Source organism: Marinovum algicola (genome assembly GCF_900109145.1).
In the GTDB taxonomy this organism is placed as follows: domain Bacteria; phylum Pseudomonadota; class Alphaproteobacteria; order Rhodobacterales; family Rhodobacteraceae; genus Marinovum; species Marinovum algicola.
The window spans coordinates 1-16,676 of record NZ_FNYY01000016.1 but is presented as its reverse complement, the minus strand read 5'-3'; the positions used below and the strand labels follow the sequence as shown (position 1 = coordinate 16,676).

Sequence of the window (16,676 nt, the reverse complement as noted above, 5' to 3'; positions counted from 1 at the left end):
TGGTAACATCCGGGAAAGAATACCTATTCTGAAGTCAGGCTTTGGGCTTTGGGGGCTTGGGTGACTTTGTTTCGGCGCAGTGCTTACCGGAGATGCCGGCCCCTGGCGGGCCGGGGCGAGGCCCGATGACGATCCGGCTGGAGGTCGGCCGCGTCAGTGCCTGCCCGGTCGCGGGCTGTGCCGATCTGGTGCAGGCGCGGCAGGAGGCGAGCAGCCGCTATGCCCTGCTGACCCGGGCGCCACAGCGCGAGATCGAGGAATGCGCGCGCCGGGCGATGACGGCACTGGCCGGCCGGCCGAGCCTGCGGGCGACGCTGGAGACCCGGCTGCGCACGGTGATCGACAGTTCCGGCAAGGGGCTGCGGCTGCGCGCGCGCGAGACGATCCTGCTGAGCGGCGGGCTGTTCCGGGCGCTGTCGGTGCACAGCCGGGGGGCGCAGCTTCTGGGCGCGGCGCAGGGGGCGCAGCTTGTGGCGCGGTCGGGCCGGCTGGTGATCCAGACGCTCTGCGCCGATGATTACGTCGACCGGCAACAAGCGGCGCTGATCTGCCTGGCCGGGCGCTGGTCGTGTTTTCTTCCGCAGGTGGCGGGGCCCGGCGGCGGCTTTTCCCATCGGCGGCTGGTGGCCGCCCGGGCGCTTGGCGCGGCGGCGGTGGCCCTGGACATCGCCGAGGCCGACGAGGACGCCGGGCTGCGCAGGCATCTCGACGCCGCTGCCGAGGCGCTGCACGCGATGCAGGCCGAGGGCGCCGGGCTGCCGGAGAGCCTGGCAGAATGGCGGCAGTTCATGCTCAACGAGCTCGACGCCGAGATCTTTGTCTATGAGCTGCTGATGACGGAATATGCCGCGACCGATTGCCGGATCGCCGATTAGCCGGCGCGGCGCAGCGCCTCGACCTCGCGCGCGAGGCTGTCGGCCAGCGCCGCGACCTCGGCGGCCGCGGTGCCCTGATGCAGCTCCAGCCGCAGGGCGTTGACATAGGCCTGATAGCGCCGCGCCAGGGCCGGGCAATCGCTGTCCTCGGCAATCTCGCCGCGGGCCTTCGCGGCGGCGAAGGCGGCGGCGATCTCGTCGCGCATGGCCGCGAGATAGGCCTGCGATTGTTCGGCAATCGCGGGTTCGGTGCCGCGGGTGTCGACAAAGCTCTTGATCAGCATGCAGGCCTGGGCGTTGGCATCCCCGGGCGAGAGCGCGGCATAGGCCCGCAGATGATCGGCCAGCGCCTGAAGCGGCGATGCCGCCGCGACGATCCGGTCGCGGAACTGGCCGCGAAACCGGTCGAAATAACGCTGCATGGCCAGGAGATAGAGGTTCTCCTTGCTCTGGAAGGCGGCATAGATGCTGCCCGGTTTCATTGCCAGCGCGGCCTCGAGATCCTTGAGCGAGGTGGCGTGATAGCCCTTGTGCCAGAACAGCCCCATCGCCGCCTCGAGGGTGGTGTCGCGGTCATAGGGCGCGGCGCGCGGCATGGGTCAGGCCTCTTGCTGGGTCAGATGGGTCAGGATGCGGGCATAATTCTCTTCGCCCTGGGCGCCGGTGACAAGATGTTTGCTGTCGAACACCATGGCAGGCACGCCGCGCACCCCCTGTTGCAGCCAGAAACGCTCATGCTCGCGGGTGATATCGGCAAAGCGGCCGTCCGCCAGCACCGCCAGCGCCTCGGCCCGGTCGAGACCGATTTCGCCGGCGACATCGGCCAGCACCTGCGGATCCGAGAGATCGCGGCGGTGGGTGAAATGCGCGCTGAACAGCGCCATCTTCAGCGCCTGTTTCCGGCCCTGTTCGCCGGCCCAGTGCAGCAGCTGATGCGCCGCGAAGGTGTTGTGCATCCGCATGTCCTCGGCAAAGGCGAAGGTAAAGCCGAGGCTTTCGCCCAGCTCGGTCATCTGCGCCCGGCTCTGCGCCGATTGTTCGGCGGTGGAGCCGTATTTCTCGGTGATATGCGCGCGCAGATTCTGGCCTTCGGGCGGCATCTCGGGGTTGAGCTCGAAGGGGTGCCAGTGGATTTCATGCGGCGTGCCGGTCGCCTCGAGCGCCTGGGCGAGCTGGCGATAGCCGATGATGCACCAGGGGCACATCACGTCAGAGACGATGTCGATACGAAGGGTCTGATCGGTCATTTTGCGGCCTTTCGGCGGGTTGGGGCCTGTCTGCCTGGCGATATAAGGCGCGGCCGGCGCGGGCGTAAGGGGCGGCCGGCGGGCCGCCCCTCGGGCTGTGGCGGGACGTGCGGCTCAGGCGGCCTTGTCGGCGGGCGCCCAGGCGAATTTCTCGAACACCTTGTCGACCGGGGTCTCGGCCAGGTGGTTGGTGTAGTTCGACATGATCTTCTGGCTGTAGCCCAGGATCACCTCGAGGATGTGGCGTTTGGTGAAGCCGGCCTCGAGGAAGGCCTGCACCTGGGATTCCTCGAGATTGCCGTGCTGGCGGACCAGTTGCAGGGTGAAGCTGCGCAGCGCTTCGAGCCGGGCGTTCGGCAGCGGCGTACCGTTGCGCAGGGCGTCGGTGATGGCGTCGTCGACCTGCATGCTCTTGGCGATGCCGGTATGGGCCGGCACGCAGTAGTGACAGGCGTTCTCGACATTGACGGTCTGCCAGACGACGGTCAGTTCGTCCTTGTCGAAGCTCGAATCCACGAAGAGCTCATGCACGCGCTGGTAGGCTTCCAGCAGGCCGGGCGCCTCGGCCATAACGGCGTGCAGGCCGGGGATCATGCCGTAGGCTGCCTTGGATTTCGCCAGCAGCGGCTTGGCGGCGTCTGGGGCGGTCTCTTCGGTGTGAAGCGGAAAATCGGTCATTGGCATCCTTTGTTGGTCTGTAGCTTGCGTGAACAATGCAGCCCGTCCGGGTCGCGTCGGACTGATATGGCAACTTTGAGCGATCACTCAATAGATGAATTGAGCAATCACTCAAACGTGAGGCGCGCGGCGCCCATCCAATTACATAATTCGTCCTATGCGCTCTCGTCCGAGTTGCAAAATTCCCGGAGTTTTGGCAGATCAGCCGCATGGCACCAAAACCGAGAGCGACCAAACGGGTCACCATTCAACAGGTCGCGCATGCGGCCGGCGTGGACCGTTCGACGGTGTCGCGGGTGTTCAACAATCCCGATATCCTGCTGGAAGAGACTGTCAGACGCGTCAAGGACGTGGCGCTAAAGCTGGGCTATTCGCCGAATTCGGCGGCGCGGGCGCTGCGCACCGGGCGCAACAGCAATATCGCGCTGATCGTGCCCGATCTGACCAACCCCTTCATGCCGCCGATCGCGCTGGCGGTGCAGAAAGAAGCCGCGAAACGCGGGTTTGCAGTGTTCATCGGCAATGCGGATGAAAACCCCAGCCAAGAGGTGGATTTGCTGAACCGGCTGGCCGATCAGGTGGCCGGTGCCATTCTGGCCTCGCCCCGCTCGGCGTCGCAGCAGATCCACGATCTGGCGCGCGATACCCCGCTGGTGCTGATCAACCGCGACATCGAGGGCGTGCCGCGGGTGCTGATCGATTCCGGCCAGGGCATGGCGCAGGCGGTTGCGCATCTGGCGGGCCTGGGCCATCGCCACATCACCTATGCCGGCGGGCCCGACAACTCGTGGTCGAACGACCAGCGGCATCAGGCGGTCACCCGCGCCGCGGCGGCGCATGGGCTCACGCTCAGCACGTTGTCCGCCGGAACCGCCTCTTTCGCCCGGGGGGCCGAGATCGTACCCCAGCTACTGGCGCTTGGGGCCACCGCCTGCATCGCCTTCGACGATGTTCTGGCGCATGGCATCTGTAGCGGTCTGGTGGACAACGGGCTGAGCAATCCGGCCGATTACAGCGTCGTCGGCTGCGATGACATCCTGGGCTATCCGATGTTGACCACGGTCTCGGGGCCCTCGGCGCAGGCCGGGCAGAAAGCCGTCGAAATGCTGGCCAGTTCGCTGGGCGCCCCGCCCGAGGGCGATTTGCGCGTGGTCCTCGAGACCGAATTGGTCATTCGCCAGACAGTGAGCGCACCCGGACGGGGCTGAACCGGCCAAATCGGCGGTTTGCAGAGACAGGCGTTGACATGCAATCGATTGCATGGTGTGCTGACTGTCAATCAGGGGAATGTGAGTCATGAAGAGTAGCGAGCGTGTTTCAGAGGTGCCGGGCCGCAGGGCCAGCGGGCTGAGCGAAAAATACTGCGTCGAGATTTATGAATCCCGCCCGGCCCTGGGCGCCGCCGTTGCCGCGGATGTCGCGGCCCGGATCCGCCAGGTGGCCGCGCGGAAGGCCGAGGTGCGGATCATCTTTGCCGCCGCCCCCAGCCAGTCGGACATGCTGGCCAGCCTGGTCGCCCTGCCGGATATTCCCTGGGGGCAGGTCACCGCCTTTCACATGGACGATTACCTCGGCCTCGAGGCCGCGGCGCCGGAGCGGTTCGGCAACTGGCTCGAGGCGCATCTGTTTTCCAAGGTGCCCTTTGGCGCGGTGCACCGGATTGCCGCCGAGGGCACCGCCGACGAGATCTGCGCGGGATACGCCGCGCGTCTGGCCGAGGCGCCGATCGATATCGTCTGTCTCGGCATCGGGGTGAACGGGCATATCGCCTTCAACGACCCGCCGGTCGCCGATTTCCACGACAGCCAGGCGGTGCGGGTTGTCGAGCTGGACGGGGTCTGCCGCCAGCAACAAGTCGACGACGGATGTTTCGCGCGTTTCGAGGCGGTGCCGGAGCGGGCGATCACGCTGACCATTCCGACGCTGATGGCCGCAGACGCGCTGTTCTGCGCGGTGCCCGGCGCCCGCAAGCGTGCAGCCGTCAAGGCGGCGCTGGAAGGGCCGATCAGCACCGATTGCCCGGCCAGTATCCTTCGGACCCACCGAAATTGCACCATCTACCTTGACCGCGAGGCCGCCCCGCATGGATGACCCGACCCCCCGCACCGCCGACGAGATCTGCACCGGCTATCTGGAGGATGTCGTCACGCTGATGCGCCGCATCCAGCGCGAAGAGACCGGCCCGCTGGACGCCGCCGCGCGGATGATCGCGGATCATGTGGCCGAGGATCGGCTGGTGCATGTCTTTGGCCCCGGCGGCCATTCCAACCTGGCCACGCAAGAGGTGTTTTTCCGGGCCGGCGGGCTGATGCATGTCAATGCCATCCTCGACGAAGGCACGCTGTTGTCGAACGGCGCTCTGCGCTCGATGGCGATCGAACGGACGCCGGGCTATGGCCGGATCGTGATCGAGGACCAGGGGCTGGCCGCCGGCGATCTGCTGATCCTGGTGAACGCCTATGGCATCAACGCGGCGCTGATCGACGCGGCACTGGTGGCGAAGGAACGGGGGGTGAAGACCATCGGCATCTCCTCGCGGCAGCACGCCGAGAGCACCGCCGCCGATCACCCGGCCCGGCATCCGTCGAAACAGAACCTGCATGATCTGGTCGACGTGGCCATCGACAGCAAGGTTCAGATCGGCGACGCCATCGTCGAGATCCCCGGCATGGCGGAACGCATCGCGGCGGTGTCGACCTTTGCCAATGCCACGGCGCTGAACACGCTGGTGATCCGCACGGTGCTGCATCTGCGCGACAAGGGCGTCGAGCCGCCGGTCTGGCGCAGCGGCAATGCGCCGGGCGGCGACGAGGCAAACCGGAAATTCCTGGGCAACTTTCGCGGAAGGGTACGCGCGCTTTGACCTCTGTCGCCACGTTCTCGGGCCGCGACGTTCTGAGCGGCGAAGGCAAGACCCTGCATCTGCGCGACGGTCGGATCGCCGCCGTGACCAGGTGCGACGAGGCGGATCTGCCGCTGCTGTCGCCCGGCTTCGTGGACCTTCAGGTCAACGGCTTTGGCGGCCATGATCTGAACGACGGCAGGCTGACGCCGGAGGCGGTCGAGGCTTTGTGCAAGGCGCTGGTCAAGGTCGGGGTGGCGGCCTTTCTGCCGACGCTGATCACCGCCTCCGAGGCCGCGCTCTGCCAGCGGCTATCGGCGATCCGCAGGGCGCAGGAGACCCTGCCCTTGGCCGGCAAGATGATCGCTGGCATCCATGTCGAAGGCCCGTCGATCTCGCCCAAGGACGGCCCGAGGGGGGCGCATCCGCTGGCGCATGTGCGCCCGCCCGCGACCGAGGAGTTCGCCCGCTGGCAGGACGCCGCCGGCGGGCTGGTGCGGATGGTCACCCTCGCCCCCGAAACAGCCGGGGCGACGACCTATATCAAAGCTCTGGCCGATCGCGGCATCTGTGTCGCGCTGGGCCATTGCGACGCGACGGAAGAGGATATCGCGCGCGCCGTTGCCGCCGGGGCGCGGATGTCGACCCATCTGGGCAACGGCATCGCTGCCACCCTGCCGCGCCACCCGAATGCGATCTGGGCGCAATTGTCCGACGACCGGCTCACCGCCAGTCTGATCCTGGATGGTCATCACCTGTCCCGCGCCACCGCCCGCGCCATGATCCGCGCCAAGGGGGACGAGCGGGTGGTTCTTGTCTCGGACAGCGTGAAATTCGCCGGCATGGCGCCGGGCCGCTACCAATCGCCGATCGGCGGCGATGTCGAGGTCAGCGACTGCGGCCAAGTGGCGATTGCGGGCACCGAATACCTGGCCGGCAGCGGCGCCTGCCTGCTGGATATCGTCTGCGGCTATCAGGCCTTTACCGGCTTTCCGGCGACTGACGCGCTGCGCATGGCCACGGTCAACCCGGCGCGGATGATCGGCCGCGACCTGGCCCTGAGCCCCGGTGCGCCGGCCAATTTCCTGTTGTTCCAAGGCGCCGCCGCCGATGGCCGGCTGCTTCCGGCCGAGATCGTCTTTGACGGCGTCAGCGTGCGCTCATGACGCGGGTCGGGGTCTCGGTCGTCGATATCACCCCGCCGCCGGGGGGCGCCATGTCCGGGTTCGCGGCGCGGCAGGCTCCGGCGGAGGGCGCGCATGATGCGTTGACGGTGCGGGCCCTGGTGGTGGAGGACACGGCGCTGGTGGCGGTGGACGTGATCGGCATCGACGCCGCGCTCTCGGCGCGGGTCCGCGCCCGCAGCCCTCTGCCGGCGCAGAACATCACCCTTGCGGCCACCCATACCCATGGCGGCCCGGTCTCGATGCCGGGCCGGCTGGCGGGCCGCGCCGATGCCGAATTCCTGCGGCGGCTGGAAACCGGTATCCTGCGCGCCATCGAAGAGGCCGCGCAGGCGCGCCAGCCGGCCAGGCTGTACGGCGGATGCGGCGCCGAGCCCGGATTTGCCAGCAACCGGCGGCACGCCGGCGGGCCGGTCGACCGGGGGGTGCCGGTGCTGCGGTTTGACCGGATGGACGGGACGGTTCTGGCCTATTTCGTCTCTTACGCCTGCCATCCGGTGGTGCTGGGCGCCGACAACCTGCATTGGACCGCCGATTATCCGCATTTCCTGCGCGCCCGTCTCGAAGCGGCCAGCCCCGGGGCGATTGCGATCTTTGCCACCGGCTGCGCCGGCGATGTGAACACCGGGCACAGCGCCGCCGCCTCGCTGAGCCGTGCGCGTCAGAGTGACCGGACTTACGACCGGGCCCGCATCATCGGCGAAGGTGTGGCACAGGCCGCGCTCGCCGCCGATCTGGCGCCGCTGACCGGCGCAAGCGGCGCCGGCGAGGGCTTTGACAGCCTCAGGTTCGCGCCGCGCGAGGTGGGCGACCGCGCAGATCTGGCGCGGCGCTGGCGTGCCGCGTCGCAGGCGCCGGGCGATATCCATGCGATCTGGGCGGAGTGGGCCGAACAGAGGATGGGCCGCAAGATCGATCCGATGCCCGCCCGCTGCACCGCGCTGCACTGGGCCGGGGCGCGCATCCTCGGGCTGCCGGGCGAGATCTTCGCCCGGACCGCGCTTGACCTGCGGCAGTCGCTGGGCGGAACCGGGCCGCTCCACATCATCGCTTATGCCGATGACAATCCCGGCTATATCCCGCCCCGCGAAGAATTTGACGCGGGCGGCTACGAGGTTGAGGAAGCACATAGATTTTACGGAATGGGTGCGTCGATCGCGCCCGGCGTGGCGGAGGCGTTGTCCCAAGCAGCCCAACGTGCCGCCGAAACAGCGGCGATTGCGACCGCTGAAGGCTGTTCAATCAAAACGTCCAACAACAAGGAGAGTTCACATGACATTCAGGGGTAGAAACGGAACCGTCGCCAGGGCGACCATGTGGTCTGCCGGGCTGATGCTGGCCGGCACGCTGTCGGCCCAGGCGCAGGACGTCGTGATCTGGGGCGGCTTCCCGGAACTGGCGGATTTCTACGAGCGCGTGGCCGAGGGCATGAGCGACGAATATCCCGATCTCAACGTGATCGTCGAGCCGATCGGCCTGCGCGATCACGAAAAGCGGGTGGCGCTGGGCCTGTCGTCCGGGCTTGACGATGCCACGGTACTCGAACTCATCGGATCGACGGCGAACCGCTATATCGTGAACGATCTGCTGCCGCCCGCGCCCGACGACATCGCCGACTTCGTCAATGATGCCGGCAATTTCGAACCGTTCTTCCGCGACACCGCCACGGTGGACGGCACCGTCTACGGCGTGCCGCTGTTCCGTGGCCAGGGCGCGCTGTTCTACAACACCGACATGCTGGCCGAGGCCGGCCTGGACGGCCCGCCGACGACGATGGAGGAATATGACGACTATGCCGCCAAGCTGACCCAGCGCGATGCCGATGGCAATCCGACGGTCTCGGGCTGGTCGCTGCGCCTGTCCGGCGGCGGCGGCGGCATTGCCGAGAAGTTCTGGATCAACATGCACCAGTTCGGCGGCGCGCTGCTGGAACCGGTCGGCGACAAATACCGCGCCGCCTATGCCAATGAGGCTGGTCTGGCGGCGCTGCGGCAATATGTGAACGCGGTCAGCGGCGACAAGACCGTCACCATCGACATGCCGGCCGATGCGGCCGCCTTTCAACGCGGCCAGACCGCGATGTTTATCCGGGAAAGCTGGGTGATCGGCGACACCGAGAAAAAGGCGCCCGAGCTCAACTATGACACGGCGCTGCTGCCGCGCGGCTCCATCGCGCTGCCGGTCAATCTCTATGTTTCCGGCGGCTCCGACGCGGCGCAGGACGCGGCCTGGGCCTTTGCCATCGAGGCCAACAAGCCCGAGCACCTGATCTGGCTGCTCGACAATGTCGGCTGGCTGCCGAACCGGGCGGGCGTGGATTACAGCGGCGTCATCGAGGCCAAGCCGCAGTTTTCGGCCTTTGTCGATCTGCCCGAGGATTACGATCTGTTCACCCTGCCCTCGATCGAGCCGATCAACGAGATCCTGACGCGTTTCGCGGCGGTTCTAACCGAAGCCTTTGCCGACCCCTCGCTTGCCGGGGATGACGCGGCGATGATGGCACTGCTCGAATCCGCCGAGGAAGAGACCAACGCGATCCTCGATCGCGCCGGCATCCTGGCCGAGTAAACGCCATCCGGCGGCCCGGCGCCTCTCTCTCTAGCCGGGCCGCCCGAAACCAGGGGTATGACGATGCTGAAACGAAAACGGTTCCTGTTCGCCGTGATGGCGATCATTCCGACCTTTGCGATCTTTGGCTGGGTGCGGATGTATCCCATCGTCGAGACGCTTCGGCTCAGCGTGTTCCAGTGGAACCTTCTGTCGCGGGACAAGACCTTTGTCGGCCTGTCCAATTTCATCGAATTGTTTGGCGACGACCAGTTTCTCGATGCCCTGACCAATACCGCCATCATCGCCTTTGGCGCCATGGCGGTGACGATCCCGGTGTCCATGGCGCTGGCCGGGGTGATCTATCACCGCACCCGCAGCCGCTTTGCCGGGTTCTACGAAACCGCGGTCTTCATTCCGCATGTGGTCTCGCTGGTGCCGGCGGCGATGGCGTGGAAATGGATATTCGATGCCAAGCTCGGGCCGCTCAACGCGGTCATCGTGGCACTTGGCGGCGAGGCGCAGGCCTGGCTGTTCGATCCGGTGCTGTCGGTGGTCTGCATCATCCTTCTGGTGTCCTGGCAAACCCTTGGCTATGCGGTGCTGATCTATCTGGTCGGCTTTCGCAACCTGCCGAAATCGGTCTATGAGGCCGCCAAGCTGGACGGCGCCAACGGCATCCAATCGTTTTTCTTCATGTCGGTGCCGCTGTTGAAGCCGATCACGCTCTACGTCTCGGTGGTGACGCTGATTTCCGGCTTCAACGTCTATGCCCAGGCCTATGTGCTGGCGTCCGACACCCAGGGCGCGCCCGGCCGGCTGGTGCGGGTGCTGGTGCTCGACATGCTGGAAAACAGCTTTCAGAACTTCCGTGTCGGCTATGCCGCCGCCGAGGCTGTCATCCTGCTCTCCATCGTGCTGGTGCTGACCGCGGTGCAGTTCGGCATGCTGCGTCAGAAAGGGGGGAAGTGACCATGTCCGCCAAGGCCCGTGCCCGCCGCAGCAACTTCCTGATCGATGTCTGCCTGTTCTTCATCTGCCTGGCGCTGCTGCTGCCGCTGATCATGCTGATCGCCAACGGCTTCAAGACACCGGCGGAAATGCTGGTCTGGCCGCCCACCATCCTGCCCCGCAACCCGACGCTGGAAAACTTTGTCACGGTCTTCACCGAGACGCCGCTGCTGCGCTGGATGTTCAACAGCCTGGCCTTTGCGACGCTGTCGATGATCGCCATTGTCGCAACCTCGGCGCTGGCCGGCTATGTGGTGGCCAAGTTCCCCTTCCGATCGATCAATGTAATCTTCATCCTGTTCCTGACCACGGCGATCATCCCCTTCGAAGTCTACATGATCCCGCTTTATTTCCAGGTAAAGGCGCTTGGCGCGCTGAACTCGATCACCGGGTTGCTGATCGGCTATCTGGTGATGAGCTTCGGGATCTTCCTGATCCGCCAGAATGTCATCGCCTCGATCCCCGACGAGCTGCTGGAAGCCGCGCGGATCGATGGCGCCGGCGAATTCTGGATTTTCCGGCATATCGTGGTGCCGCTGTTGCGCGGGCCGCTGGCCGCCCTGGCGGTTCTGGCGTTCTTCCAGGCCTGGACCGCCTTTGCCTGGCCGATCATCACCCTGACCCGAAAGACCTCGTTCACCATCGAGGTCGGTCTGGCGAATTTCCAGAGTGCCTATACCGTGGAGCTTTCGCTGCTCAGCGCCGCCTCGGCCGCCGTCATGGTGCCCTCGGTGCTCGCCTTTGTCCTGTTGCGCCGCAACTTCGTCGAAGGCATCGCGGCAAGCGGCATGAAAGAATGAAACCAGGCGCGACCTCCGCTCACCGACCTCTGAAAGACCGGCAATGACCCAAGTTGAAATCAATGACCTCCGGAAAAGCTTTGGCCCCGTCGAGACCCTGCATGGCGTCTCTTTCGAGATCCCCGAAGGCGCCTTTGCCGCGCTGGTGGGGCCGTCGGGCTGCGGCAAGTCGACCATCCTGCGGCTGATCGCCGGGCTCGAAGAGGTCACCAGCGGCGACATCCGGATCGGCGACCGGGTGGTCAACGACGTCGAATCCAAGAACCGCGACATCGCCATGGTGTTTCAGAACTATGCGCTCTACCCGCATATGACGGTGGCCCAGAACATGGGGTTTTCGCTGCGCCTGCTGAAGAAACCGAAAAAGGACATCGAGACGGCGGTGCATGAGGCGGCCACGATCCTCGGGATCGACGGGCTTCTCGACCGCTTTCCCAAGCAGCTTTCCGGCGGGCAGCGCCAGCGGGTCGCCATGGGCCGCGCCATCGTCCGGCAGCCGCAGGTGTTTCTGTTCGACGAGCCGCTGTCGAACCTCGACGCCAAGCTGCGGGTGCAGATGCGCGCCGAGCTGAAGGCGATGCACCAAAGGCTGCGCACCACAACGATCTATGTCACCCATGACCAGATCGAGGCGATGACAATGGCCGATATCGTGGTGGTCATGCGCGACGGCCACGTCGAACAGGTCGGCCGGCCGCTCGAGCTTTATGACCGCCCGGTCAACCGTTTTGTTGCCGGCTTTATCGGCTCGCCGGCGATGAATTTCGTGCCGGTGACCAGCACGGCGGGCGCGGATGCCGTGGTGCTGGCGGATGGCCAGAGCCTCGACCTGCCGCAGTTCCGGGCGCTTTCGGGTGCCTTCGACCTCGGGCTGCGGCCCGAACACCTGCGCCATACTGCCGAGCCAGCCGGGCTGAACGTGACAATCGAGTCGAGCGAGCAGACCGGATCGGAAACCCTGATCCAGGCCGATCTGGCCGGCCAGTCGATCACCGCGCTGCTGCGCGAACGCTTTGATTGCCATCCCGGCGAGCGCCACCGCCTGACCGTGGACCCCGTCTTCGCCCAGCTCTTCGACGCCGAAACCGGCGCGCGTATCGACGCCTAGGCGCCGATCGCCCGGATCGCGGCCAGAAGGCTCAGCCCGGTGTGATAGCCGGGGTCGAGATCGGGGGTCGCCGGGACAAAATCCACCGGGCCCTCGAGGGTTCTGGTCTGATAGGCAAAGCTCTTGTCGTCGCGCCAATAGTGCGAAAAGAACGCCGCATCGGCCTCTTGCCAGGGCGCGATCAGCCGGCGGTCGCCGGTCAGCTGAAAGCCCAGGGCACAGGCGCGGATCGCCTCGGGCATGGGCCACCAGGGAAAATACGGCGAGGCCAGGTCGCCGGTTCGCGCCGACAGATACAGCGCGATCCCCGGGCCCTGCATTCCGACCGCGAGACAGCGCAGCAGGATGTCGACCAGCGGCGCGATCCGCGGATCGTCGGGGCGGGTCAGGAGATGTTCGAAGGCAAAGCCGCAGAATTCCACGGCATGGCCGATGTTGCAGATGTCCTCGCCGCGGATGGTCAGCAGCAGGCCGGAGGCGGGGTCGAAATGGCGCTCCAGCACGTGATCGATGAACCGGTCGGCAAAGCCGGTCTTGTCGGAATGGCCCAGGCGGTGCAGCAGCCCCGCCGCCGCCAGCAGGATCATGCGCGGGCCGAAATCGTCCGGCTCCGCGTCCACGCTTGCGGGCAACAATGGCCTGGTTTCGTCCATCTGGAACCGGCCGTCCTCGATCGCGTCGATCACCGACATCAGAGAGGCAAGATGGCGGGTCTGTGCCTCGGGCGCGAACAGAGGCGCGGCGGCACAGAGCCCCTTGGCCACGAAGGCATCTGAATAGCTGAAGATCGCGCCGGCTTCGGTCTGCGGCGCGAGGTCGCCGTCGCGCGACACCACCGGCCGCAGGTCGCGGTCATACAGGAAATAGGCGTGCCCGTCGCGGGCGTGCAGCTCGGCCAGCCGCCGGTACAGCGCCGAGGCGGCGGTTTCCAGTTCGGCGGCAAAGGCCGCATCGGTGCCCCGGTAGTGGCCGGCAAATGTGGCCAGTGCCTCGAGCCCGCGCCCCTGAATCCAGCCATAGGTATACCCGGGGCCGCGCAGCCCCGAGGTGGCATCGTAATCCTGCCCGGTGATCGAATGCACCTTGGTGTCGAGGAAGCCGGCCCCCGGATCGTCGCGCGCGACAAGCCAGCGAAGCGTCGCCCGGTTGCAGCTTTCGTAGCGTCGGGCGGCGTCGCGCATCCAATCGGGCGTCATGCAAGTCACTCCTGTCGAAATTCCCGGCCATCCCCCGTTAAATATCTGAATTCAGGAGGAAATGTAACCGGAAAATCGCACCGGCCAAGTCCTGCGCAGGGGTGTAAATTGCCATTGCTCCGCTTAAGTAAAGCATCTAGTATACTAGTCGTCTAATTTGAGGAGGACCCCATGAGCGCCCCGTTGAAAGTTCTGATTTCCGGCACCGGCTTTGCCGGCCAAGGCCATGCCGATGCCTTTCGCGGCGCCGGGGCCGAGATTGTCGGCATCGTCGGCCGCACGCCGCGGGTGGTCGAAGAGGTGGCCGAGGCCGGCGGCATTCCCTATGCCGGCACCGATTGGGATGCGGCGCTGGCCGCCTGCCAGCCCGATATCGTCTCGATCGCCACCCCCGGCGGGGCGCATTACGCGCCGATCAAATCCGCCATTGCCGCCGGCTGCCATGTGTTCTGCGACAAACCGATGACCGAGAGCGCGGAAACCGCCGTCGAACTGCGCGATCTGGCGGCCGCCCGGGGGGTGAAAACCGCCTATGCCGCCAGCTTCCGCTACACGCCCTCGGTGCTGCACGCCCGGCAACTAGTGGCCGAAGGCGCGATTGGCGAACCGACCGAAATCGAATGCATCTCGCATTTCAACCTCGAGCGCGCGATCCCCTTCGGCTGGTCGCACCGCCGCGAACAGGGCGGCGGGCGGCTCAACAACAATTTCACCCACACGCTGTCGATTGCCTGCGCTCTTGTCGGCGACCGCATCCTCAACATCGCCGGCGAGGTGCGCGACGATCTGGGTCGCGCGCCCATCGTCGAGGGGGTGCACAACTTTGCCACGCGGCGGAACTTCATCCCCGAGAACCTGGAGGATCCCGCGCTGCAATGGGGCGAGAGCAATGTCGAATGGTCGTATACCGTGATGGCGCAGCTCGAAAGCCCGTTGGCCGACAAGCCGGTGTCGGTGCTGTTCAAGCACGGCGGTCTGGTGCCGCGCTTTCACGAAGATCACATCGTGGTCTATGGCACCGCCGGCGCGATCTACATCAAGGGCCATTACGGCAGCGGCCAGCTCTTTCACTACGGCGCCGACAAACAGTGGCAGGCGCAGGCCCTGCCGCCGGAGATTGCCGCCGGGATGCCTGAAGTCGCGGGCGAGACCGAATTGTGCTGGCATTACCTCGCGCGGGAGTTCCTGCGCGACATCCAGGGCGAGACGGTGGCGCCCTACCCGACCTTTGCAGAGGGCAGCCGCGACCAGAAGATCATCGAGCGGCTCCGCCAGAACCGGAGCTGGACTGATGTGACCGATCTGGGCTGAGCCCGCCCCAGGTATTCCCCGCCCGGTGCCGCGCAGAGGGCGCGGGGGCGGCTTTTTCAGGAGGAGACAGCATGAAAATCACCGACGCCAGGGTCTTTGTCGGCGGCCCCAAGAAGAATTATGTCACGCTCAAGATCATGACCGATCAGGGTGTCTACGGTCTCGGCGATGCGACGCTGAACAACCGCGAGACCCTGCCGGCGAAATACCTTCAGGATTACCTGATCCCCAATCTGATCGGCATGGACCCGCGCAATTCCGAGGATATCTGGCAATTCCTCTATCGCGGCGCCTATTTCCGGCGCGGGCCGATTGCCATGGCGGCATATGGCGCCATCGACATGGCGCTCTGGGATATCAAGGGCAAGCTGGCGAACATGCCGCTGTATCAGCTCTTTGGCGGCAAGAGCCGTGACGGCGCCATGTGTTACGCCCATGCCACCGGCGCCGATCTCGAGGATTTGATGGACTCCGTCGCCGCCTATGTCGACGAAGGCTACAAGGCGGTGCGGGTGCAATGCGGCATTCCCGGCATGCCGACGGCCAGCTATGCGGTGCCGGAGGAAAAGGGCGCCCGGAACTACATCACCGATTACAGCGGCATCCGGCCCACGGTCGAGATATGGGACAGCGGCAAATACATGCGCTTCATGCCCGAGGCGCTGATGCGGATCCGCGAGCGGTTTGGCCCCGAGCTGCACATCCTGCACGATGTGCACCACCGGCTGACCCCGCGCGAGGCGGCGGAATTTGCCAAGGCGGTGGAGCCGGTCGGCCTGTTCTGGCTGGAAGATCCGACCCCGGCCGACGATCAGGACGCGCTGAAGCTCCTGCGCCGGCATTCCACGGTGCCGGTGGCCATCGGCGAGGTGTTCAATTCGATCTACGATTGCAACAAGCTGATCGAGCAGGAGCTGATCGATTACATCCGCGTCGCGGTGACCTATGCCGGCGGCATCACCCATGTGAAACGGATCGTCGATCTGGCCGCGCTGCACCACGTCAAGACCGGTTTCCACGGTGCGCCCAGCCATTCACCGCTCTGCATGGCGGCGCAGGCGCATCTCAACGCCTGGGCGCCGAACTTTGGCGTGCAGGAATACCTGGTGCTGGGCACCCCGGAATGCGACGCGCTGTTTCCGTCGGAGCACCGGATGGAGAACGGCATGGTCTATGTCTCGGACGCGCCGGGGCTTGGCGTGGATTTCGACGAAACCGAAGTCGCGCGCTACGAATACCAGCCCGGCAGCCATCCGGTCGTGCGGCTCGAAGACGGCACGATGTGGAATTACTGACCTCGCGCGGGCCTGGCCTGCAAATGGCACGCGCGGCACGATTTCTCGTGCCGCGCGTTTTCGTCATGTCGGGCCGGAGGCTCAGACCATGATGTCGCTGTCGTCCCAGTCGTCCGGGGTCTCGTCTTCGGGCGTTTCCTGATCGTCCGCGCCCTGGGTCATCATCTTCATGACCGCGTCTTCCGACATGTCGGGATAATCGGTCGGATCGGGGGTAAAGGCCGGCAGACCGGACGCCGCCGCCCAATCCTCGGTGCCCTTGGACCCGCCGGTCCCCGAGCCCTTGGAGCCACCGCTGCCTGACCCGCCAGAGCCGGATCCCTTGGACCCACCGGAGCCCGAGCCACCGGATCCGCTGCCGGAACCGCCCGAGCCAGAGCCAGAGCCACCGCTGCCGGAACCGGAGCCTCCGGATCCGCTGCCCGAGCCGCCGGAACCGGAGCCTTTGCTGCCACCGGAACCGGAGCCACCGCTGCCGGAGCCGCCAGAACCGGAGCCCTTGCTGCCACCCGAACCGGAGCCGCCGCTGCCCGAGCCGCCAGAGCCCGACCCTTTGCTGCCGCCGGAACCGGAACCACCGCT

General features: G+C 66.0%; 17 protein-coding genes. 12 read left to right on the top strand and 5 right to left on the bottom strand.

From position 1 onward, the window contains the following. The first annotated feature begins 125 nt into the window (after nucleotides 1-125). Nucleotides 126-875, top strand: a complete 750-nt coding sequence (locus BMW90_RS18635) for a hypothetical protein (protein WP_074837949.1) — start codon at nucleotides 126-128, stop codon at nucleotides 873-875. Here the strand turns inward: BMW90_RS18635 and BMW90_RS18630 are convergent. The 3 genes from BMW90_RS18630 to BMW90_RS18620 all read right to left on the bottom strand — a co-directional run bounded on the left by BMW90_RS18630 (nucleotide 872) and on the right by BMW90_RS18620 (nucleotide 2,800). Further along, a complete protein-coding gene (locus tag BMW90_RS18630) occupies nucleotides 872-1,471 on the bottom strand; it encodes a TetR/AcrR family transcriptional regulator (RefSeq protein ID WP_074837947.1) in 600 nt (199 codons plus the stop codon). The two genes, BMW90_RS18635 and BMW90_RS18630, sit on opposite strands and share 4 nt — an antisense overlap. A 3-nt stretch (nucleotides 1,472-1,474) precedes the next feature. Further along, entirely contained in the window at nucleotides 1,475-2,122 is a 648-nt protein-coding gene (locus BMW90_RS18625; RefSeq protein ID WP_048535685.1) for a DsbA family oxidoreductase, read from the bottom strand. A gap of 114 nt (nucleotides 2,123-2,236) precedes the next feature. Continuing rightward, nucleotides 2,237-2,800, bottom strand: coding sequence for a carboxymuconolactone decarboxylase family protein (locus BMW90_RS18620; RefSeq protein WP_048535686.1), 564 nt, complete (start codon nucleotides 2,798-2,800; stop codon nucleotides 2,237-2,239). A 209-nt stretch (nucleotides 2,801-3,009) separates the two neighbouring features. Here BMW90_RS18620 and BMW90_RS18615 point away from each other — a divergent pair, with 209 nt between their 5' ends. From BMW90_RS18615 to BMW90_RS18575, 9 genes are all read left to right on the top strand, one after another. Continuing rightward, entirely contained in the window at nucleotides 3,010-4,008 is a 999-nt protein-coding gene (locus tag BMW90_RS18615; protein WP_074837945.1) for a LacI family DNA-binding transcriptional regulator, read from the top strand. An 88-nt stretch (nucleotides 4,009-4,096) separates the two neighbouring features. After that, entirely contained in the window at nucleotides 4,097-4,891 is a 795-nt protein-coding gene (locus BMW90_RS18610; protein WP_074837943.1) for a 6-phosphogluconolactonase, read from the top strand. Then, complete coding sequence (locus BMW90_RS18605; protein ID WP_074837942.1) at nucleotides 4,884-5,663, top strand: sugar isomerase domain-containing protein; 780 nt, start codon at nucleotides 4,884-4,886, stop codon at nucleotides 5,661-5,663. Before BMW90_RS18610 ends, BMW90_RS18605 begins: the two co-directional genes overlap by 8 nt. Next, nucleotides 5,660-6,808 carry an N-acetylglucosamine-6-phosphate deacetylase gene (locus BMW90_RS18600; protein WP_074837940.1) on the top strand — a complete coding sequence of 383 codons (1,149 nt, stop codon included), beginning with the start codon at nucleotides 5,660-5,662 and terminating at the stop codon, nucleotides 6,806-6,808. Before BMW90_RS18605 ends, BMW90_RS18600 begins: the two co-directional genes overlap by 4 nt. Further along, nucleotides 6,805-8,115 (top strand): neutral/alkaline non-lysosomal ceramidase N-terminal domain-containing protein, encoded by a 1,311-nt coding sequence (locus tag BMW90_RS18595; RefSeq protein ID WP_074837938.1) that lies wholly within the window; start codon nucleotides 6,805-6,807, stop codon nucleotides 8,113-8,115. Before BMW90_RS18600 ends, BMW90_RS18595 begins: the two co-directional genes overlap by 4 nt. After that, complete coding sequence (locus tag BMW90_RS18590; RefSeq protein ID WP_074837936.1) at nucleotides 8,099-9,394, top strand: ABC transporter substrate-binding protein; 1,296 nt, start codon at nucleotides 8,099-8,101, stop codon at nucleotides 9,392-9,394. Before BMW90_RS18595 ends, BMW90_RS18590 begins: the two co-directional genes overlap by 17 nt. Nucleotides 9,395-9,457: 63 nt before the next feature. Beyond that, on the top strand, nucleotides 9,458-10,345 hold the full coding sequence (locus BMW90_RS18585; protein WP_048535729.1) for a carbohydrate ABC transporter permease: 888 nt from the start codon (nucleotides 9,458-9,460) through the stop codon (nucleotides 10,343-10,345). A gap of 2 nt (nucleotides 10,346-10,347) precedes the next feature. Further along, complete coding sequence (locus tag BMW90_RS18580) at nucleotides 10,348-11,184, top strand: carbohydrate ABC transporter permease (protein WP_048535696.1); 837 nt, start codon at nucleotides 10,348-10,350, stop codon at nucleotides 11,182-11,184. A gap of 43 nt (nucleotides 11,185-11,227) precedes the next feature. Further along, nucleotides 11,228-12,292 (top strand): ABC transporter ATP-binding protein, encoded by a 1,065-nt coding sequence (locus BMW90_RS18575; protein WP_074837934.1) that lies wholly within the window; start codon nucleotides 11,228-11,230, stop codon nucleotides 12,290-12,292. Here the strand turns inward: BMW90_RS18575 and BMW90_RS18570 are convergent. Continuing rightward, nucleotides 12,289-13,488, bottom strand: a complete 1,200-nt coding sequence (locus tag BMW90_RS18570; protein ID WP_074837931.1) for an AGE family epimerase/isomerase — start codon at nucleotides 13,486-13,488, stop codon at nucleotides 12,289-12,291. The two genes, BMW90_RS18575 and BMW90_RS18570, sit on opposite strands and share 4 nt — an antisense overlap. 171 nt (nucleotides 13,489-13,659) lie before the next feature. On the opposite strand from BMW90_RS18570, the gene BMW90_RS18565 reads away from it, so the two are divergent. After that, the gene (locus tag BMW90_RS18565; RefSeq protein ID WP_074837929.1) at nucleotides 13,660-14,799 is read left to right on the top strand and encodes a Gfo/Idh/MocA family protein; all 1,140 of its coding nucleotides are present in this window, start codon (nucleotides 13,660-13,662) and stop codon (nucleotides 14,797-14,799) included. Between the two features lie 71 nt (nucleotides 14,800-14,870). After that, complete coding sequence (manD, locus tag BMW90_RS18560; RefSeq protein WP_074837928.1) at nucleotides 14,871-16,094, top strand: D-mannonate dehydratase ManD; 1,224 nt, start codon at nucleotides 14,871-14,873, stop codon at nucleotides 16,092-16,094. 81 nt (nucleotides 16,095-16,175) lie between these two features. Here the strand turns inward: manD and BMW90_RS26885 are convergent. Continuing rightward, nucleotides 16,176-16,676: hypothetical protein (locus BMW90_RS26885; RefSeq protein ID WP_211568955.1), on the bottom strand; the 501-nt coding region annotated here is incomplete at its 5' end.